This window comes from Pirellulales bacterium, from assembly GCA_019636335.1.
In the GTDB taxonomy this organism is placed as follows: domain Bacteria; phylum Planctomycetota; class Planctomycetia; order Pirellulales; family JAEUIK01; genus JAHBXR01.
Window position 1 is genome coordinate 23280 of the sequence record JAHBXR010000018.1, and the last position, 18708, is coordinate 41987.

17 protein-coding genes are annotated in these 18708 nt (G+C 63.8%); 8 read left to right on the forward strand and 9 right to left on the reverse strand.

Annotated features, from left to right (window positions below):
• Nucleotides 1–118: 118 nt before the first annotated feature.
• From KF708_16955 to KF708_16980, 6 genes are all read right to left on the reverse strand, one after another.
• On the reverse strand, nt 119–436 hold the full coding sequence (locus KF708_16955; protein ID MBX3414380.1) for a non-heme iron oxygenase ferredoxin subunit: 318 nt from the start codon (nt 434–436) through the stop codon (nt 119–121).
• Between the two features lie 11 nt (nt 437–447).
• Complete coding sequence (gene sufD, locus KF708_16960; GenBank protein MBX3414381.1) at nt 448–1752, reverse strand: Fe-S cluster assembly protein SufD; 1305 nt, start codon at nt 1750–1752, stop codon at nt 448–450.
• Between the two features lie 19 nt (nt 1753–1771).
• Nucleotides 1772–3187 (reverse strand): Fe-S cluster assembly protein SufB, encoded by a 1416-nt coding sequence (sufB, locus tag KF708_16965; protein ID MBX3414382.1) that lies wholly within the window; start codon nt 3185–3187, stop codon nt 1772–1774.
• 59 nt (nt 3188–3246) lie between these two features.
• Nucleotides 3247–4074, reverse strand: a complete 828-nt coding sequence (sufC, locus tag KF708_16970; GenBank protein ID MBX3414383.1) for a Fe-S cluster assembly ATPase SufC — start codon at nt 4072–4074, stop codon at nt 3247–3249.
• Nucleotides 4075–4186: 112 nt separating this feature from the next.
• Nucleotides 4187–4825 carry an NADH-quinone oxidoreductase subunit B gene (locus tag KF708_16975; GenBank protein MBX3414384.1) on the reverse strand — a complete coding sequence of 213 codons (639 nt, stop codon included), beginning with the start codon at nt 4823–4825 and terminating at the stop codon, nt 4187–4189.
• Between the two features lie 119 nt (nt 4826–4944).
• Nucleotides 4945–5562 (reverse strand): MarR family transcriptional regulator, encoded by a 618-nt coding sequence (locus tag KF708_16980; protein MBX3414385.1) that lies wholly within the window; start codon nt 5560–5562, stop codon nt 4945–4947.
• A 314-nt stretch (nt 5563–5876) separates the two neighbouring features.
• Between KF708_16980 and KF708_16985 the strand changes: the two genes are divergently transcribed.
• Together KF708_16985 and KF708_16990 are read left to right on the forward strand one after the other, a co-directional pair.
• Nucleotides 5877–7391 carry an alanine:cation symporter family protein gene (locus tag KF708_16985; GenBank protein MBX3414386.1) on the forward strand — a complete coding sequence of 505 codons (1515 nt, stop codon included), beginning with the start codon at nt 5877–5879 and terminating at the stop codon, nt 7389–7391.
• A gap of 29 nt (nt 7392–7420) precedes the next feature.
• On the forward strand, nt 7421–7849 hold the full coding sequence (locus tag KF708_16990) for a universal stress protein (protein ID MBX3414387.1): 429 nt from the start codon (nt 7421–7423) through the stop codon (nt 7847–7849).
• 516 nt (nt 7850–8365) lie between these two features.
• On the opposite strand, the gene KF708_16995 is transcribed toward KF708_16990, so the two are convergent.
• Complete coding sequence (locus tag KF708_16995; protein MBX3414388.1) at nt 8366–9415, reverse strand: tRNA-dihydrouridine synthase; 1050 nt, start codon at nt 9413–9415, stop codon at nt 8366–8368.
• Between the two features lie 88 nt (nt 9416–9503).
• Here KF708_16995 and KF708_17000 point away from each other — a divergent pair, with 88 nt between their 5' ends.
• Both KF708_17000 and KF708_17005 read left to right on the forward strand, forming a co-directional pair.
• Nucleotides 9504–10298 carry an enoyl-CoA hydratase/isomerase family protein gene (locus tag KF708_17000; GenBank protein MBX3414389.1) on the forward strand — a complete coding sequence of 265 codons (795 nt, stop codon included), beginning with the start codon at nt 9504–9506 and terminating at the stop codon, nt 10296–10298.
• A 28-nt stretch (nt 10299–10326) separates the two neighbouring features.
• The gene (locus KF708_17005; GenBank protein MBX3414390.1) at nt 10327–10725 is read left to right on the forward strand and encodes a thioesterase family protein; all 399 of its coding nucleotides are present in this window, start codon (nt 10327–10329) and stop codon (nt 10723–10725) included.
• 29 nt (nt 10726–10754) lie between these two features.
• On the opposite strand, the gene KF708_17010 is transcribed toward KF708_17005, so the two are convergent.
• On the reverse strand, nt 10755–12941 hold the full coding sequence (locus KF708_17010; protein MBX3414391.1) for a hypothetical protein: 2187 nt from the start codon (nt 12939–12941) through the stop codon (nt 10755–10757).
• A gap of 67 nt (nt 12942–13008) precedes the next feature.
• Here KF708_17010 and KF708_17015 point away from each other — a divergent pair, with 67 nt between their 5' ends.
• On the forward strand, nt 13009–13227 hold the full coding sequence (locus KF708_17015; protein MBX3414392.1) for a hypothetical protein: 219 nt from the start codon (nt 13009–13011) through the stop codon (nt 13225–13227).
• A gap of 451 nt (nt 13228–13678) precedes the next feature.
• Here KF708_17015 and KF708_17020 read toward each other — a convergent pair whose 3' ends face one another.
• Nucleotides 13679–13885: a hemin uptake protein HemP gene (locus tag KF708_17020; protein ID MBX3414393.1), complete on the reverse strand. Its 207-nt coding sequence runs from the start codon at nt 13883–13885 to the stop codon at nt 13679–13681.
• Between the two features lie 728 nt (nt 13886–14613).
• Here KF708_17020 and KF708_17025 point away from each other — a divergent pair.
• The 3 genes from KF708_17025 (at nt 14614) to KF708_17035 (ending at nt 18552) form a co-directional block, all read left to right on the forward strand.
• The gene (locus KF708_17025) at nt 14614–15603 is read left to right on the forward strand and encodes a PEP-CTERM sorting domain-containing protein (protein MBX3414394.1); all 990 of its coding nucleotides are present in this window, start codon (nt 14614–14616) and stop codon (nt 15601–15603) included.
• Between the two features lie 77 nt (nt 15604–15680).
• Nucleotides 15681–16601 (forward strand): DUF1559 domain-containing protein, encoded by a 921-nt coding sequence (locus tag KF708_17030; GenBank protein ID MBX3414395.1) that lies wholly within the window; start codon nt 15681–15683, stop codon nt 16599–16601.
• A gap of 520 nt (nt 16602–17121) precedes the next feature.
• On the forward strand, nt 17122–18552 hold the full coding sequence (locus KF708_17035; GenBank protein ID MBX3414396.1) for a DUF3386 family protein: 1431 nt from the start codon (nt 17122–17124) through the stop codon (nt 18550–18552).
• The last annotated feature ends 156 nt before the right edge of the window (nt 18553–18708 follow it).

Sequence of the window (18708 nt, forward strand, 5' to 3'; positions counted from 1 at the left end):
GATACTCCTGCGCTTTTTGCTGTCCGCGCGGCGAATGAGTCTCGCGACGGAGCGATGCTATCACATTTTCCGGGCTTCCGTTGGGCGCCCTATAGGTTCACTGGCCGCGCTGAGCGGATTAATCGTCGCTGAGGCGGACGAAGATCTCGTCCCCTTCGACCTTCACTTCGTGCGATGCCGTATCGTGCGTGGCCGGCATCGACAAGACATGACCGTTGCGGATGTCGAAACGGGCGCCATGTCGCGGACAGGCGATGGCGTAGCCATCCAACTCGCCCTCGGCCAGCGGACCCCCGTCGTGCGTGCAGACGTCGTCGATGGCGTAGATCTTGCCCTCGACGTGGAACAGCGCCACCAGCCGCTCGTCGACATCGACGACCAGCTTGCCCCCTGCGGGCAACTCGGCAACCTTGGCCACGCTTACGAACTCGGACATCGAATCCTCGATCAATCGTATTCGCGAATCTTGCGACCGATGGCCAGTCCCAGGGCTTCGCGGACGCTTTCGATCGTGATGCGGTCGAAGACCTGCTGGAAGAAGCCCGCCACGATCATGCGCACCGCCTCTTTTCGCGTCAGACCGCGGCAGCGGGCGTAGAAAATCTGCTCGTCGTCGACGCGACCCGCGGTCGAGCCGTGCGTGCAACGCACGTCGTCCGCTTCGATCTCGAGCCCGGGAATGGAATCGGCCCGGGCATGCTCCGATAGGACCAGGTTGTCGTTGCGCTGGTAGGCGTCGGTCTTTTGGGCACCGGGATCGACCTTGATCATGCCGCGCCAGACGAGGCGCGAATTGTCTTGCAGCGCCCCCTTGTAGAGCAGGTCGCTGCGGCAATGGTCGATCTCGTGGCGCTGCAGCGTGTGGTAGGAGAGGTGCTGCTTCCCCTCGGTGAACATGACGCCGTTGACCTGCGCGTCGGCGCCGGCGCCGACGAGCGAGACGTGCTGATTCACCTTGGCCAGCTTGCCGCCGAGCGCTCCGATCGTCCATTGCAGGCTGGCGTCGCGATCGACCACGGCCTTTTGATGGGCGAAGTGCCAGACGCCCGATCCCCAATGCTGGAGATTCACGTAGCGCAGCCGGGCACCGGGGCGGACGATGAGTTCTACGGCGCCGGTGTGGAAACCGTTATCGTCGCCGCCGGCCGTTTCGGAGAGGACGGTAGCCTCGGCCCCCTCGTCGAGCACGATGAGCAGGCGACCGAGATCGGTCCCGCCACGACTCAAGGCCGAGAGGACGTGCAAGGGTTGATCGACCACGACGCCGCGCGGCACGTAGACGAGCGTTCCGCCCGACCAGCAGGCGGCCGACAGCGCCGCAAAACGGTCGTAATGAGCATCGACCGCCGAGTAGAGGAAACGCTGCACGAGCTCGGGATGCTCGGCGGCCAGCGCATCGAGACTACCGAACAGCACCCCCTTTTTCGACCAGCACTCGTCGAGCTGCTGCGACACCGGCAGGCTATCGAGCGACACCGCGCGCCCGCCCAACTCGACCCCCGCGGTCAACAGGGCCGGCGGCAGCGCCGGCTCGGCGGGCAGTTCCGTCGGCAAGGCGTAGCGATCCAAACGCAGCAGGCGGATATCGGTGCGGCGCCACTCTTCGTCGCTGGTGGTGGGCATGGGGAGCGCGAGGAAGCGTTCCCAGGCCTCGCGGCGCAGGCGCACCAGCCAGGGGGGCTCGGCGCGGCGCGAGAGAAACGATTCGAACGTCTCCGGCCGAAAGCCGGTGGATAACGCGGTTTGGGTCATAGGTGTGCGCGGCAGTCGATCAGCCGACCGAGCCTTCCATTTGCAGCTCGATCAGGCGGTTCATCTCGATGGCATACTCCATCGGCAGCTCTTTGACGAGCGGTTCGATGAAGCCGTTGACGATCATCGTGCTGGCCTCGGCCTCGGAGAGACCGCGGCTTTCGAGGTAGAACAACTGCTCTTCACCGATCCGCGAGACGCTCGCCTCGTGGCCGACGGTCACGTCCTGCTCGTCGATCTCGATATAGGGGTACGTATCGCTGCGGCTCTTCGAGTCGAGGATCAAAGCGTCACAGACGACGTTCGACTTCGACTTCTTGGCGCCGTGGTCGATCTTGACCAGGCCGCGATAGCTCGAGCGGCCGCCATTCTTCGAGATCGACTTCGAGATGATGCGGCTCGACGTGTGCGGAGCACAATGCACCATCTTCGCGCCGGCGTCCTGATGCTGGCCGGCCGAGGCAAACGCGATCGACAGTACCTCGCCGCGGGCTCCCGGCTCCATCATGTAGACGGCCGGATACTTCATCGTCAGCCGGCTCCCCAGGTTGCCGTCGACCCACTCCATGGTGGCCCCTTCGTAGGCCATGGCACGCTTGGTCACCAGGTTGTAGATGTTGTTGGCCCAGTTCTGGATCGTCGTGTAACGGCAACGGGCGTGCTTCTTCACCACGACCTCGACCACGGCCGAGTGGAGGCTTTCGGTCGAGTACATCGGCGCCGTGCAGCCTTCGACGTAATGTACCTGCGCGCCTTCGTCGACGAGGATCAAGGTCCGCTCGAACTGGCCCATGTTCTCGGCGTTGATGCGGAAGTAGGCCTGCAGCGGATACTCGATCTTCACCCCCTTGGGCACGTAGATGAACGAGCCCCCCGACCAGACCGCCGAATTGAGCGCGGCGAACTTGTTGTCCGACGGCGGAATCACCGTGGCGAAGTATTGCTTCACCAGGTCGGGATACTCGCGCACCGCCGAGTCGGTATCGGTGAAGATGACCCCCTGCTTGGTGAGTTCTTCGCGGAGCGAGCCGTAGACCACTTCGCTCTCGTACTGGGCCTTCACCCCGGCGAGGAACTTCTTCTCCGCCTCGGGAATGCCGAGCTTGTCGAAGGTGCGCTTGATGTCCTCGGGTACATCGTCCCAGGTGCGACCCTGGTGGTCGGAGGGCTTGATGTAGTAGTAGATGTCTTGGAAGTCGAGCGCGACATCGCCCCCCCAGCGTGGAATGGGCTTCGAGTTGAAGATCTCGAGGCTCTTCAACCGGAAGTCGCGCATCCACTCGGGCTCGTTCTTCATGTCCGAGATCTGATGCACGATCTCGGCGTCGAGCCCCTTGCGGCTCTTGAAGATGTACTTCTCCGCGTTGCGGAAATCGTACTTGTTGATTTCACCCAAGCCGACGTCGAAGGAATCTTGCTTCAGGTCGGTAGCCATAGTCATCACCGCGCAATCGAATGAGGGAAACGTGCGTCGTCAGCGAGCGAAAAACGTGGCTAGGCGATGCCCGCCTCCGCGGTTTGTTTTTTCTCCATGGCTTGATTCGCCTCCGCGGCATCGGGATAAGCCGCGCGGACGCGATCGTAGCCTCGTTCGTGCAATTCTTCGGCCAACTCGGGCCCCCCCGTCTCGACGATGCGCCCCCCCAACATCACGTGCGTGAAGTCGGGGCGATTGTGCTCGAGCAGCTTGTCGTGGTGCGTGATGATGAGGATGCCCATGTCGCGACCGCCGATCTCGGCAATGCTTTGGCTGGCCAGCCGCACGGCGTCGACGTCGAGCCCGCTATCGGTCTCGTCGAGAATGGCGAACTTGGGGCGGAGCATGGCCATCTGCAGGATCTCGGCCCGCTTCATCTCGCCGCCGGAGAAGCCGTCGTTCACATAGCGGCGGGCGAACTCGGTATCCATGCGCAGTTGCGACATCTTGTCCTTCAGTTCCTTACGGAACTCGCGCATCGGCAGCAGCTCTTCCCCCTCTTTGCGGTCGGGGCGACGGACGTTCGTCGTGGCATGCCGCAGAAAATCGGCCATCTTCACGCCCGGTATCGACATCGGTCGCTGAAAGGCCAGGAAGATGCCGGCCCGGGCTCGTTCGTTCGGGTCCATCGCCAGCACGTCGCGACCGTCGAGATCGATGGCGCCGTCGGTCACCTCGTAACCGGGATGCCCCATGATGGCGAAGCCGAGCGTGCTCTTGCCCGAGCCATTCGGCCCCATCAGGGCGTGGGTTTCTCCGCGGCGAATCACGAGGTTGACGCCGTTGAGAATCGGCTTGCCCTCGACACTGACGTGCAGATTCGTGATCTTGAGCGTCTCGGTCATGGTCTTTCTAGTCTGGCAGGTGGTGTTGGCCCACCGGCTGGAAGGTGGCGGCTTGCTCGTTCCGGGCTGCTGGTTCGAAGCTCGGCACGGCGGCCGACCCTCGAGCCGCGGATCAGCCGGTCAGTTTCTGGTGATCGAAAACGGGTTCGTCGTCGCGGGCCGCGACGTAGCCGGTATGGTGGGGGACGGGGAGTTCATCCTCGATACGTTCTCCCAACTGGCCGGCCGTCTGCAGCCAACTCATCGCGCCGCTGCCTTGGCGCCGCTTGGCGATCTTGTGCCCCTTGATCTTGTCTTGGATGCGCATCACGCCTTCGAGCAGGGCCTCGGGACGGGGGGGGCAGCCGGGCACGTAAACGTCGACCGGCACGACCAGGTCCACCCCCTTCACGACGTGGTAGCCGTACTTGAAGTAGGGACCGCCGCCGACGGTACATGCGCCCATGGCGATCACGAACTTCGGATCGGGCATCAAGTTGTAGAGACGCCGCACGCGGCTGGCCATTTTGTAGGTCACCGTGCCCGCCACGATCATCAAGTCCGCCTGACGGGGTGTCGCGCGAAACGCGCCGGCGCCGAAACGGTCGAGATCGAAGCGGCTGGCCCCGGTGGCCATCATTTCGATCGCACAACAGGCCAGGCCGAACGTCATGGGCCAAATGCTCGACTGGCGGGCCCAGTTGATGGCTTGCTCGATCGTCGTCGTGATGACGTTTTCTTCAAAACGCCCTTCGATCCACGGCTGTGTCATGGTCTTACGTGTCCGGTATTGCTGGCGGAATCGCTTGCGCCGCAGGGGGCCCCGGGGGCCTCGACCTCCGCGGTCGATCACCTGCACGCTCCGAAGAAACCGCCGATTGTAACCGTCGATCAACTCGTTTGAAACTGGCAGCAGGCGTGGCCGTCGAGCCGGCACTGGGCGAGACGCACGTCTTGCTGGAGCAACTCGGAAAACAACATCTTCTCTACCGCGCAGATGCCGCGATCCTCTTCGGCCAACTGCGGATAAGGGCAATCGCGAGCGACTAAAACGGGCAGTCCGCCCGACTCCTCGACCGCAAAGGGGACGTCGCGCTCGGCCAGCAGCCCGCTGACCGACTGCATCCGCTCGCGGGTGTCGTTCCCCTCGACCCGCGACGAGTACAAGCCGGCAAAGCCCTGCACCACCCGGGCGAGCAGCCCGCGCCGCAGCTCGGGATCGCGCACGGCACGCAGCTCGCGCCAGAGGACGATCGCCAGGTCGGCAAAGTTGTTGCCGGCGCGGCGGCGAGCCAGCTCGGTCAGCGAGTAACGGTGGCGGGGACGCCCACGCCCGGCTCGGCTTATCTCGCGCTCGACCAGCCCCTGCTGCTGCAGACGGGCTAGCCGTTGCCGCACGGCGGTCGGGGTGACCCGCATCGCCGTCGTCAACTCGACAACCGTCCGCGCCCCTTCGGTGCGGAGCAGGTCGAGCAGTTGAGCGTCGGATGTTTCGGGCGTGGTATGCATGACGGTCCTGGCTTGCGCCACCCGGGGCGGCTAAGTACCTTACGAATTAACTATACAGGGTCGGCGAATTTCGGCAATGGTTTATGCGAAAAATAGATCGCTGACAGCAGAAGTGCCGTAAATTGTTGACTGGGAACATTTTATTGTCTAGAAGTCTGCCCAGAAGCCGGGGCCGCAGGCGCACTTCGCGGCAGACAGCTTGACGATGGGAACGGACCCTCATGCGTGGTCGTGCGTGGGCTCTTGGCATAGTCGTTGTGGCAATCACCCTTGGTGGGGGCATGCCGGCGCTTTCGCAGGAGGAGGAGCGGGTCTTGGAACTGGGGCTTCCGGATGCCGCCCCCGCCACCAGCGGCTGGATGGAGCAGGTCGACCAGGCCTTTGGAAAGTGGCTCGTGGCGCCGCTCGAAAAGGTCCTCTTCTTCGATTTGCGATGGTTCGTACCGGGTTCGGAGACCGATCCGAAGTCGCGACTCCCCTTTGTCGTGATCTGGCTTTTTGTCGGCGCCATCTATTTCACGCTACGGATGAACTTCATCAATCTGCGTGGGTTCTGGCATTCCGTGCGACTGACCAGAGGGGATTACGACAATCACGATGACGCCGGCGAGGTGACCCACTTTCAGGCCCTCGCTTCCGCACTCTCGGGGACGCTGGGGCTGGGGAATATCGCGGGGGTGGCGATTGGGGTCGGCAAGGGGGGGCCTGGCGCAATCTTCTGGCTGATCGTCGCGGGGCTGTTCGGCATGAGCAGCAAGTTTGTCGAGTGCAGCCTCGGGCAGATGTACCGCCAGGTCGACCAGGATGGCACGATCTCCGGCGGTCCGATGCACTATCTGCGCGAGGGGCTCGCCGAATTGGGATTGCGCCGGTTGGGCAGTTTTCTGGCGGCGGTGTTCGCCGTGATGTGCATTGGCGGGGCGGTCGGTGGGGGCGGGGCTTTCCAGGTGGGGCAATCGATGGGGGCCGTCGCCGCGCAGGTGAGCCTGTTCGACGAAGATCATTACCCCTGGCTCTATGGACTGATCATGGCGGTGCTGGTGGGCATCGTCATCATCGGCGGCATCAAACGCATTGCCGCCACGGCGGAACGCATCGTGCCGTTCATGTGCGCGCTTTACATGCTGGGCTGCTTTTACATTCTGTTCGTGTTCGCGCCCGACATCCCCGCCGCCTTCGTCGCCATCTATGAAGGCGCCTTTCATGCCGACGCCCTGTATGGCGGTTTTTTGGGCGTGATGGTCGTGGGGGTGCAACGGGCCGCCTTCTCGAATGAAGCGGGAATCGGCTCGGCTTCGATCGCCCACGCGGCCGCCCGGACGAAGGAGCCGATTAGCGAAGGCATCGTCGCCCTGCTCGAGCCCTTTATCGATACGGTGGTGGTCTGCACCCTGACGGGACTGGTCATTGTGGTGACCGGCGTGTATCGCGATCCCGCGCTGGATCATCTGGTGCAGGGGAGCAAGGGGTCGGAACTGACGGCGGCGGCTTTTGGAAGAGCGGCCGGCTGGTTTCCTTGGATCGTGACGGTCTCCTCCTTCCTCTTCGCGTACGCCACGCTGATCTGCTGGTCGTACTACGGCGAGCGCTGCGCAACGACGTTGTTTGGAGCGTGGGCTTCCTTGCCTTATAAACTGCTGTTCCTGGTGTTCGTCGTGCTGGGCTCGATCATCACGGCGACGAACATCCTCGTGTTCAGCGATTTGATGATCCTGGCCATGGGGTTGCCGAACGTCGTGGGGCTCGTGCTCTTGAATCGCAAGGTACGCCGCGCGCTCGACGATTACTGGCAACGTTACCGGGCGGGCGAATTCGAACCGCGCCACTAGAAGTGCGCTCGACAGAAAGGTGTTTTTCCATGAGCTGGGCTCCCCGCAAGAAGGTCGTCGTGCCGATCGACTTTTCCGACGATTCGTTCGCGGCGCTCGAGACGGCGCTCGAGCTGGTCGACGACCCGAAGAAGATCAGCGTGATCAATGTGCTGGCGGTGCTCGAGCCGGCCGAGCCGGGGGTGATCTGGGCCACCGTCGACGAGGAGAGCCGCGCCCGGCATGCCGAGCAGGCGCTGCGCGAGCGTCTGGCGGAGGCGAAATACCAGGGCATCGAATTCAAGATCGAGTTCGGCGACCCGGGGCACGAAGTCGCCAACTTCGCCCAGGAGCAAGGGGCCGATCTGATCGTCCTCAGTTCGCACGGCCGCACGGGAATCAAGCGGCTGCTGATCGGCTCGGTGGCCGAACGCATCGTGCGACTCGCCCACTGCCCCGTGCTCGTGCTGCGGAAGTAGGTCAGGTACGCCGTACCTGACAAACAATCGAGTGGCGATATCGAACGCTGTCAGGTACGGCGTACCTGACCTACGAGTTGCCTGTGCGAATGCTTCGTCTGAGGTTTCCGCTACTCGCGGGGTGCCACTGGCTTTGCCAGTGCCAGTTCGAGACAACGAACTTATTCAGCTTGATGCTCACGCAGCATGTCAAAGATAAGTGACACGAAATTACGCGGCCTCTGCTGGCTTGCATTCTCTCGAAGTATTATTCACCTCTGCGCTGCCAATGAACCCAGGGCGACCAACGGGAGCCCGGCCAGCGTGCCGGTGATCAATACATTCGGGCTCACTTGCCGCGCAGCCATCAATAACATCCCCCACAGGCCAAGGCACTGGCAATGCCAGTGGCACCCAGAGTTCCCCGCTTCAACTTCGAGTTGAACGCAGAAGGAAACCGTGTCGTGAAACTTGACTCGGCACTTGCTAACTCCAGGCCAATGCCGGCCAGGCTGATGCATCGAGTTGCCATCTCCGCTACCCGCTGCGCGGGAAGAATTGCTCGACGACTGCTGCAAATTCGTCGGGCCGCGTGACGCGGGAGACCTTCGAGCGGAACTCGCGGGCGCCCGCTCTCCCTTGGGCGTAGCAGCAGGCGAACTTGCGCATCAGGATCGTTCCCATCCGCTCGCCGAAGCGTTCGACCACCAGGCCGTAGTGACGCAGCAGCAAGGCTCGTTCTTCGGCGAGCGTCAGATCGGGCGGGATCGGTTTGCCCGCGAGCGCCGCGCGCACCTGCGCGAAGAGCCACGGCTTGGACAACGCCGCGCGGGCGATCATCACGCCGTCGACGCGATAACGCTGAAAGGCGGTTACCACCTTGGCGGGCGTGTCGAGGTCGCCATTGCCGATGAGCGGAATGCGACGCAGGACGCTCTTGATTTCGGAGATGCGTTCCCAATCGGCCGAGCCGGTGAAGTAGTCCTTCGCCGTGCGGCCATGCACCGTCAGGGCGGCGGCCCCGGCCTGCTCGACCACCTGCGCCACCTCGCAGGCATTCATCGTCTCGCGCGTGCAGCCGAGCCGGATCTTGGCCGTGACGGGGGTCGGGGCACACGCCTGCACCACGCGTTCGATGATCGCCCCCATCCGCTCGGGATAACGCAGCAGGTACGAGCCGCTGTGAGCCTTTTCGGTGACGTCCTTCACCGGGCAACCAAAATTGATATCCACGACACTCACGTGCAATTCGTGAGCCAGCTTCGCGCCGACGGCGGCGAGCGTCGCCGGATCGTTGTCCCACATCTGCACGGCCAGCGGCCGCGCTTCGTCGGCCACGCCCCACAGACGCTCGGGCAATTCGTGCTCGTGCTCGTCGAGGTAGAGGAACCCACGGGCACAGATCATCTCGGTCGCTTGCAGTCCGGCTCCCCCCAGTTCGCGCACGATCTGGCGAAAGGCATAGTTCGTAAAGCCCGCCATGGGGGCCTGCAGCACCGGCGGATCGATCACCAGCGGACCGATGCGCAACGCTGGCAAAGCCAGCGGCGTGGGACGATCGGCAATCGCAGTGGAAGCAGAGGGCATACGCCTCATTCAAGGTGAAACCACCCGCCGCGCCAAGCGTGAAGTGACTGGCACGGTGGGGTCGAGAGCCACTAGAATCGCCCTCGCCATGAGCCTGCCCCATTCCATTTCGCTTGGTACGATCGACGTCGAGCTCGACGGTTCGATGGCGCGGGTGTGGCTCAACCGACCTCAGGTGCGGAATGCACTCAGCCGACAATTGGTCGCCGACCTGGGCAGCGCCATCGAGTTCGTGGCCGCGCACGAGGAGATCGGCGCCTTGGTGCTCGCTGGCCGGGGCGAGGCCTTCTGTGCCGGGGCCGACCTGCGCGAGATCGGCTCCCTTGCGGCGGACGAGGCCGTGCAGTTGGAACTGGAGGGGGCGGCCATCCTCGACCGGCTTGCCGCACTGCCCCTCATCACGATCGCCGCGCTGCATGGGTACGCTGTCGGGGGCGGGTTTTCCTTGTCGCTCTATTGCGATGTTCGCCTGGCCGCCGAGGGCACGCGAATGGGGTTCCCCCCTGCGGCGCGGCATTGGCTCCCCCCGTGGGGTCTGGCACAATTGGCCGGCTGGGTGGGGGTGGCCCGAGCGCAGCAGATTGTGCTCGCCGGCGGGATGTTCGAGGTGACCAAGGCGGAACGCTGGGGCCTTGTCGACGAGATCGTCGCGCTGGGGGATATGCCAACACGAGCCACCGAGGTCGCACGTGAGCTGAGTGCGGCGCGGCGCGAGGTTATCTCTGAAGTGCGGTCGTTCTTCGCCCAGTTGCGAGGAACGCCGAATGCCAAGTGGGATCGTCTCGCAGGCGAAGGCTTTGGCCGCCTGTTTGCCAGCGCGCCGGCGCAACGGGCCGTGCAGGAGTTTGTTGCCCGAGCAAGAAACAAAGACGCGACTGAGTAATACTCCGGAAAATGCCCGAGGAATCACGATGAAAGAAACGTTGCTGCCCGGCACGAAAGGGGAGGTACGCCATCGCGTTGTTACGGAAAACCTGGTGAGCCACGTCAATCCGAAGGGGCCCGCGGTGCTGGCCACCCCCTGGGTCCTCTCGCTCATGGAACACGCGGCGTACAACGCTATCCAGCCACACCTGGATGAAGGGGAGCAGTCGGTGGGCGTAGGCTTCGAGTTTCGTCACCTCGCCCCGACGCCGGCCGGCGCGCAGGTCGTCGCCTCGGCAGAAGTCACGTCGATCGAAGGCATGATGGTCACGCTCACGATCGAGGCCCGCGACGAGCACGAGTTGATCGCCCAGGGAACCCACGTCCGCGGCGTGATCGAGATGGCTCGTTTCCACAAACGACTCGAGCGGAAACAACGCGGCTAAGTCATAGCGTGCGCGCGGCGCATCGATCGTCAGGAACGGGGCGCCTGACTTGCGCGGGCCGAGCGTTCGACTGCGTCGCTCGGCGAACGGCCGCTGCCGGTCAGCACCAGGGCGCTAGCGAGCCTGGCGGGAGGGGTCGTCGAGGGCAGCACCAGCGTCACGTACTCGGCGATCGACTGGTTGTAATCGGTGAGGGCCGCGAGAAAGGCCTGCGTCTCCGACGTCTCTTCGGCCATCGTGGCCAGCACTTCGTCCATCGAACCGGCCCCCATCTGGTAGTCGTGAATCGCCGTGGCGCGGGCTTGATCCGCCATAACCACTGCCGCCGCGAGATCGGTGAAGACGGTGTGTTGTCCCGGTACCGTCTCGGCCAGGCGCTGAATCGCGGGAGTCGCCGCGATGGGGGCGGGCTGCGATTCGAGCTTTAGTTTGTAGCCCCCCGCGTGCGGCACCGTCTGCGGACGGATCCACGTGCCATGTACGGCGTATCCGGCGACCAACGTCAACTGAAACTCCGCGGTCAACAACTCGGCCTTCGCCAGTTGCAATTCCGCCGCCGCGGCCGCCTTGGCCGCTCGCAGGCGCAACATGTCGAGCGGGCCGGTCGGGGCGCTGCGGCGCTCGAGCACGCTCGGGGCGAGCACCTCGAGCAGTCCGATCTGCTCCGTGACGACCTGCGTGCGGGCCAGCTTTTCGCGAGCGATCCAATAGGCGTCGATGGCCGGCAGCCTCGAGCCAGGGGCCACGGAATTCAGCAGGTCGGGCAGCGTCATCGCCGCGACCGGATGATCGGACGATTGCAACTCGGGGGCCCGATCCCAATGCAGGAGCGAGGCCAGCCGTTGAGCTCGTTTGGTGGGGGTGGTCGACAACAGGGTGTGATAATTGGTCGCAGGACTGTTCGTCTCCATCGGCTGTTCGGGCGCGTAATGGACGGTGTGCTCGACGGGGGACCGTGCCGCCACGGCATCGAGCGGGGCCGGTACGCCGTGCGCTGCCGAGTGCTCGCGGGCGGGCTGGGACGAGGCGGGCGCGCCACCGGCGCCTGCCGGGGCAGGTTCATTTGCCGAGGGCACCTCGAGCGGGGGGATCTCCAGGTCGAACTCGGGACCCTCGATCGCGCCGACCGGGGCTGCGGTCGAGGCCGACGGTGCGGGGGGAGTCAACGGACGAGGCTGCTCGGCCGGATCGTTCGAGATCGGGAAGGGAGCGGGCTCGGCCAGGGTCGGTTCCCCCGCCGTCGCGGCGTTCATGCCTTCGCGGCGCGGATCGGCCAGGGTCGGTTCGTTGCGCGCCGGCCGATCGAACCCGGCAGGCACGACCCCCTGCTCCAGCGGCAAGTATTGTCCGGGCGCAGTGAAGGCGGCATCCACCTGCGGCACAAGTCGCTCGTGGGCGGCGATGTCTTCAAGCTTGATCAGCATCGAGGTCAATTCGCGGCTGCCCGTGCCGAGCGGGGCGATGCCCAGGGCGTAATGGGCGATCTCGAGGTTGTATCGCTCGACCGCCGTGAGGAACGCCGCGCGCTGTTGACGCAGCGAGGCGAGCGAGTCGATGACGCTCCGGGGGCTGGCAGCCGCCTGGCTCCAGGCCTCGACGGCAGCGTCCAACGCATCGTTGGCCGCCTGTACGGCCACCGCACGCTGGCGGATCTCTTCGAGACGAATCGGCAGCAGACGATCGGTCAGATAGGCCTGCGCCGGCGCGGGGCCTTGCCCGAAAATCGTCTCGAATTGCGTGCGGTAGGTGCCTACGTGGGGCGGATCGGTCGCCAAGGGGAGTCCGGCCCGGGTGTCCATCGGCACGAGGCCAGCCAACTCGTGCTGGGCCCCGATGGCCGCCAGTTCGGCGGCGTGGGCGTCGGCCTTGGCTCGGGCGAGCGCCGCGTGGATGGCCAGCGTGTCTCCCTCGCTTCCGTGCGCGAGCGCTTCCGAGGTGGAGAGTTCTTCGAGCAGACGATACTCGGCCAGGCGGAGATGGTAGTCGGCGATCGCCGCCGACAGTTTCCAGTAGGCCTGCGTCGCGCGCAATTGCTGGCTGCGGTCGGCGATGAGCGTGAGCATATTGACGAGCGACAGCGGCTGCCCGACGAGCTGGCCCTCGGCCGGCGGCATCAAGGTCGCGGACAACAGTGCCGCGGCTTCGCTTGGCGGTGTTGTCGCCGGCGGGGTGGTCGAGCCTCGCGATACGGCGCCTGGCATCGAGGAGGGGGTCATGTGCTCATGAATCGCCGAAGGGCTCGAGTCACGCGCCGGCGCCGTCCAGGTTCGCGCCGTGGGCGCTGTGGAATTCGTCGTTGGAGGTGCGCTGGAAGGTCCCGTCGGCACGGGAGCCACCGTAGCCGGCGGACGCGATTCGGCCGGCATCACCGGGGGGGGCGCCAAGGTACCGGTCGGAGCGCTGCGGACCGGAGGAGCGACGTTGGCCGGGGGAGTGGTTCTGGTTGGGGGCGTCGAGGACGCGGGCGTTTCGCTATCGAGTACCGGCGGCGCGCTGCGATAGCGATCGTAGCGGTCGCTGCGCGGTGTCGTGGACGGAGCAGCACTGCGTGGCGCGGCGCTGGCCGGGATGTCGCCGGGCGCGGACGCAGCGCCTGGTGGTGCAGTATTACCGGCCGGAGCAACCTCGGCGGCCTGGCGTGCGGGGGGCACGTTGTCGAAGGGCCCGGTGGCTGGCGGCGCGGATTGTGCGACCAGCGCCGCGCAAAACAAGAACGATGCGGTACCCATCCGTGGTCCCCTTGTCTCTCGCCGAGGCGGTAGTTGTGGGCGTGCGCGCCGCGCGAATCTCGCGCGGAAATCCATCCTCCGCGCACACGTTCAAGGATAAGCGTGACGATTCGTGGGAAACGCGTCAATCCAGATCGGTGGCGCGACCGCGCGACCGGGAGAGAACACAGTGTCTGTCCCACGCCGGTGTGGCCCGGCGTGGGACAGACGTGCTGCGGTTGATCCTACTTTTGCAGGAGTAGTTTGCCGTTGCGGGTGAGCAAGAGGCGATAGCGTTCGCCGGCGTGCTCGATGAGGACTTCGCGATGGCCTTGGAGCAGGTCTTGCGAGTTGAGCACGCGGGGAGAATTCGCTGCGGCATCGTCGGCGGGATTAGCGGGGAGCGAGTCGGAGCGAATGTTCATGGGGCGGGGCGACAGTCGAATGGCCATCGATCGATTGGTTCCGTTCGAAATAGAGCGGATTTAGTGCGTGGCGGCTTATGGCTTCGCTGATAATGAGTCTCAATATCGCTTTTTTGTCCGGCTGTCAACCGTGCCCCCCGAGAATCCCTCCAAAATCTGATCTGTCGCCACGGACTCGACTTATGGTGAAAAAATCGACACGCAAACTTTTTCCTGACCAGACCGTTGACGCACTATTGATATCTGGTATCATTCCTTCCATCGAGTCACAAGGGGCTCGATTTCTCTGAGCAGGCGGAACGACGTTCAAAAGCTTTCGTACCGCCCGATTCGCTCGGCGAACAGCAAGCAGTCGACGCAATGTCGTGCGGGCCTGCCCCTGGCGGGCCGCACCACCTGTTACCCGGAGTTGGACAGCTAATGACGGATGAGCGTCGGGCGCCCGTTGCCCGACGGTCGTAGCACGAGCGGATCGTCCTTTTTGGCCGCCGTGCCGCTGTCCACACCCGTGGTCGAACCGTTGGAATCTCGCGTCTCTCGCTAGCTAGTTCGCGCCAGGCATCACCCCCGTTGACGGTGTATGCCCACCTCTACCGAGCCAGGGATTGGGGCCCTCTTTTGCCCCTCCTCCAAGCCAGGGAATCGCGCTGCTTGGGCGTTGCGCCCCCAAGCTCCATCGATCGCGTTCCGCGGAACCGATCGCTCCCGCGTCTGATAAACACGCTCGATTTCCCTCTGGTGTTTTGGAGTTTGCGATGAGCAAGTTTACTCTTGCAGTGCTGATTTTGGTGGTGGCTCTCGGGGCGCTACGTAGCGCTTCGGCCGATTCGATCACGATCAACGAATCGAACTCGACGTTGTTTGATCGCTGGATGTATCCCTTCAACGGAACGCCCGGCGAGCGTTTTCTCGCACCGGTGTTCGGAGCGATCGGCTCGTATCCCGATTTCGACAATCGCGATGGTCAGTTGATCATCGGTTTCGACACCTCATCGTTCGTGCCGACGGGACAGCCGCTGTCGAGTTACAACATTGCCTCGGTCAAGGTGCGCGTGACGCACTCGAGCGGGACATTCATTTACGATCCGACGTACGACTCGTACCTGACCTACTCGCCGGACGGCGTCGCGCCCGCCCCACAGGCCGACTCCGATCCCGGTCGTCCGATCGAGCTGCATGGCGTCGGTTTGCGCAATGGCTACACGAGCCTGGGCTTTGGCGGTGTCTCGCCCGGCCCCCCGGTCTTCGAACAGGGAGACATCTACGGCAGCCCGCGCAGCGTGTTTCCGCTTGGATTCGGTGTTCCCAACGCTGAAGGGGACGTATCGAACAACGTGCAGTTTGGTTTCGAGAGCAATCCCTGGGCGATCGGTCAGGCGACGTCGGGCATTTTGCCGGGCCAGAGCGTGCTGTCGGGTACGTCCTCGAGTGCCGGCGAGACGTTCGAGTTTGATCTGGGTCTGACGCCGCAAGTGTTGGCCTATTTGCAGAATGGTCTGGCGAACGGCGGGCTGTTCTTCGCGATCACATCGCTGCATTCCGCGGCGGAAATGGTGGGGGGTACGAATCCCAACTTCTACACGAGCGATCATCCCTCTCTGTTCGCTTTGTCGCCCCAGGTGACAATCGAATTTGCCGAGGTGCCGGAGCCGACCACGTGGGCCCTGGGCCTGACGGGCTTTGGCTGCGTGGCCGCTTTCGGTTGGGTGCGACGTCGCCGTCAGAGCCAGCTTAGCGCCAACTAGGAATCGCCATGAACTGCGGCAAGGATCGTCCGTTCGCGGTACGTCGCGCGCGCCCTGGCGTGCGTGGGGCGTGCGGCCTGCATGCGACAGGATTTACGCTAGTTGAACTGCTGGTCGTCATCGCAATCATCGGTATTCTGATCGCGCTGTTGCTGCCGGCGGTACAGGCAGCGCGCGAAGCGGGACGACGTTCGCAATGTGCGAACAACCTGCACCAGCTTGTGCTGGCGATGCACTTGCATGACGACTCCTACGGACGCTTGCCGTATGCGAACGAGCGTGGCCGTGGCGGGAGCGACAGTCCGTTTATTCATCTGCTGCCGTTCCTCGAGAACTCGACCTTGTCCGACGCTTACGATTTCGGCTGGAATCTTTCGCCCGAAGCGAAGGCCCAGAATGCAAGAATTACTTCGACGAGAGTTCCGGCGTATCTGTGTCCCTCGATGACGATTCTGCGCGATGTGCCCGATCCGGACTGTACGGCCGGTCAAGAGAGTGGTGCTCCTGGCAGCTACGCCGTCAACGTCGGGACTGAGAATCCGTTTCTGTCGGGCGCCGAGTCTGGGTTCAACGGGGCCTTTATCGTGGTCACGTTGACGCAGCAGAACCCCACGCCGTCGCGTAAGATCAGCGTGCGGGGCCATGAGATCCGGGACGGACTCTCGAACACGCTTCTCATCGGCGAGCTCGACTTTGGTTTGCGAAACCTGCAGATCGTCGATTGCATTCCGAAGTACGGCCAGCCGCGTGGCGGTCACACGTTCTGGTCGATCGGTTATGCCGGTTACAGTTGGGCCAGTACCTGCGGCATTTACAACGCGGACTGGATGGTCACGACGAACTTCGAGCGTGCCACGTTCCGCAGCGACCATCGGGGGGGCTGCAACTTTGCCATGGCCGACGGGTCGGTCCGATTCATCGCGGACTCAGTCAACGCGAATACACTCGACGCGTTGGCGACGCGGTCGGGACAGGAGATCATCGAAGATGATTTCTAATTCCGCCAGGTCACGCGGTGATGGTGTCCGGCCATGGCGCGCCGTGCGAACTTGGATTTGCTATCTCGGTCTGTTGAGCGTGTTGTTCGGCATTGCCGGTTGTGGTCCATCGGGTCCTCCCCGAGTTAGTGTCAGCGGCTCGGTGTCGCTCGATGGCAAGCCTTTAGATCACGCGTCGATCTTGTTTCGTCCTCAACGGGGGGTCTCGGGCCCGCAGGGAGGGGGCAAGATTGTTCAGGGGAGGTACGACATTCCCCATGATTTTGGCCCCGCTGTTGGTAAGCTCCGCGTGCAGATTTGGCCCGACAGTGAAGCGGGTGGGACCCCCAGCGATATTAAACAGACGGGGCCGCCGCCCAAGCCCGTTTCGCTTCCGCCGCGCTACAACAAAGCATCGACTCTTGCCGTCGAGACTACGCTCGACGGCCCAAATGTCTTCGACTTTGAATTGACTAGCGACAAATAGGTCGCGGCATGCATCCAGTTGGTCGCTAACCCTCGTTTTCTAAGGAGTTCGTACATGCGTCCTATTCTGTCGACGTCGGTCCTCGTGCTGGGCGCCGTCGTGGCCCTGTTCTCGTTGCGTCCTGCCCAGGCGCACTTCGTGTGGGCCTATGTGCCCGAGGGCTCCGCGAACGTGCAGATCTCGTTCGCCGAGGATCCTTCGCCCGGCACGGCGAATCTGATCGATCGCCTCAAGCCGACCCAGGCCTGGTTGCACGTGCCCGGTCAGCCGGTCTCGGAGCTCAAGCTCCATGAGAACGTCGACCAGGCGGCCGAAACCGCCACGCTCGACGCCAGCGTTCCGCAGTCGGGCGCCTATGCCGTCGAGGTCTTCTGCCGCTACGGTGTGTTCGCCAAGACGGGCAAGCCGCTGTTGCTCGACTACTATGCCAAGCACCTGTCGGGCGATTGGACGCAGGCCAAGGAGTTGGCTCAGCCGTCGTCGCGTCTCGCGTTCGATGTCGTTCCCCGGTTGGCCGACGGCGGTATCACGTTGCAGGCCCTGTGGAAGGAAGCGCCGGCGGCCGGCGTCGAACTGACCCTCTGGAGTCCGAGCGGCGATGAACAGAAGCTCACGACCGACGAGCAGGGCCTGGCCAAGATCAAGCGTGCCGCGGCGGGGGAGTACCACCTGCTTGCCAAGCACGTCGACGAGAGCGCCCAGGGGGAACTTGACGGCAAGGCCTACAACGGCAATTGGAGCTTTGCGACGGTGACCTTCCACGTGGCCGATACGACGACGGCGTCGACCGCTTCGACGACGAGCGAGTTGGCCGCCGCCACGGAAGCCAAGCCCGAGGAAAAGGACATCACGGCCTCCGAGCTACTGGCCCGCGCCCGTGCGGATCGCGCCCTGTGGCAAGATTTCCACGGCTTCACGGCTGACGTGAAGGTACACATCGACAACCAACTCGAGACCGGCACGATCGAGATCGACGAGAACGGCAAGTCGAAGTTCGTCGGCATCGAGAAGAATCTGACGCCGCTGTTGCGCCAGCAACTCAGCTCGATGATCGCGCATCGTCTGCCCGACTCATCGATTGGCGACGAGGCCGACTACCAGGAAGAGAGTGGCCTGCACGTGCTGGGGCGCAAGCTCAAGCTGGCCGAAGAGTCGATGGGGAGCATCTACCGCATCCAGGACGACGTCGTTACGGAAGTGAACCGCGAGATGGGCAACCAGAAGTTCACCATCTCGATGCTCGACGTCGAGCACAACGCCGAAGGCAAGTACCTGCCCAAGGTCTTCAACGTCAGCTTCTGGGACGCCAAGTCGGGCGATCTCGCCTCGTCGATGACCTACTACCACAAGTGGGAGCGCGTCGGGAAGTACGACCTGCCGGCGTTGTTCGTCCTGGTCTCGGCCGGCAAGGACAAACGCGAAGTGCTGAAGATCGAGATGTCGAACTTCCGCCTGACGGACGGCACGAAGGTGTCGTCGAAGTAGCGCACGCGCTGCTCATCACGCTCGGGCACGGCGCCGCCGTGCGAGAACAGGCCGCAAGGATGCGGCCTTTTTTCTTGCCGGGTGTGTTTTGAGTCTCGGAGCGGGGAGTTGTCTGCCGTCCCGGTCCTTTCTCTCGGTCGCAATGAGCCGCGTCAA

Bases quoted from the DNA above. Each gene is read 5' to 3' on its own strand.
- KF708_16955 (MBX3414380.1), bottom strand. From the start codon at position 436: ATGTCCGAGTTCGTAAGCGTGGCCAAGGTTGCCGAGTTGCCCGCAGGG.
- sufD (MBX3414381.1), bottom strand. From the start codon at position 1,752: ATGACCCAAACCGCGTTATCCACCGGCTTTCGGCCGGAGACGTTCGAA.
- sufB (MBX3414382.1), bottom strand. From the start codon at position 3,187: ATGGCTACCGACCTGAAGCAAGATTCCTTCGACGTCGGCTTGGGTGAA.
- sufC (MBX3414383.1), bottom strand. From the start codon at position 4,074: ATGACCGAGACGCTCAAGATCACGAATCTGCACGTCAGTGTCGAGGGC.
- KF708_16975 (MBX3414384.1), bottom strand. From the start codon at position 4,825: ATGACACAGCCGTGGATCGAAGGGCGTTTTGAAGAAAACGTCATCACG.
- KF708_16980 (MBX3414385.1), bottom strand. From the start codon at position 5,562: ATGCATACCACGCCCGAAACATCCGACGCTCAACTGCTCGACCTGCTC.
- KF708_16990 (MBX3414387.1), top strand. From the start codon at position 7,421: ATGAGCTGGGCTCCCCGCAAGAAGGTCGTCGTGCCGATCGACTTTTCC.
- KF708_16995 (MBX3414388.1), bottom strand. From the start codon at position 9,415: ATGCCCTCTGCTTCCACTGCGATTGCCGATCGTCCCACGCCGCTGGCT.
- KF708_17000 (MBX3414389.1), top strand. From the start codon at position 9,504: ATGAGCCTGCCCCATTCCATTTCGCTTGGTACGATCGACGTCGAGCTC.
- KF708_17005 (MBX3414390.1), top strand. From the start codon at position 10,327: ATGAAAGAAACGTTGCTGCCCGGCACGAAAGGGGAGGTACGCCATCGC.
- KF708_17010 (MBX3414391.1), bottom strand. From the start codon at position 12,941: ATGACCCCCTCCTCGATGCCAGGCGCCGTATCGCGAGGCTCGACCACC.
- KF708_17020 (MBX3414393.1), bottom strand. From the start codon at position 13,885: ATGGCCATTCGACTGTCGCCCCGCCCCATGAACATTCGCTCCGACTCG.
- KF708_17025 (MBX3414394.1), top strand. From the start codon at position 14,614: ATGAGCAAGTTTACTCTTGCAGTGCTGATTTTGGTGGTGGCTCTCGGG.
- KF708_17035 (MBX3414396.1), top strand. From the start codon at position 17,122: ATGCGTCCTATTCTGTCGACGTCGGTCCTCGTGCTGGGCGCCGTCGTG.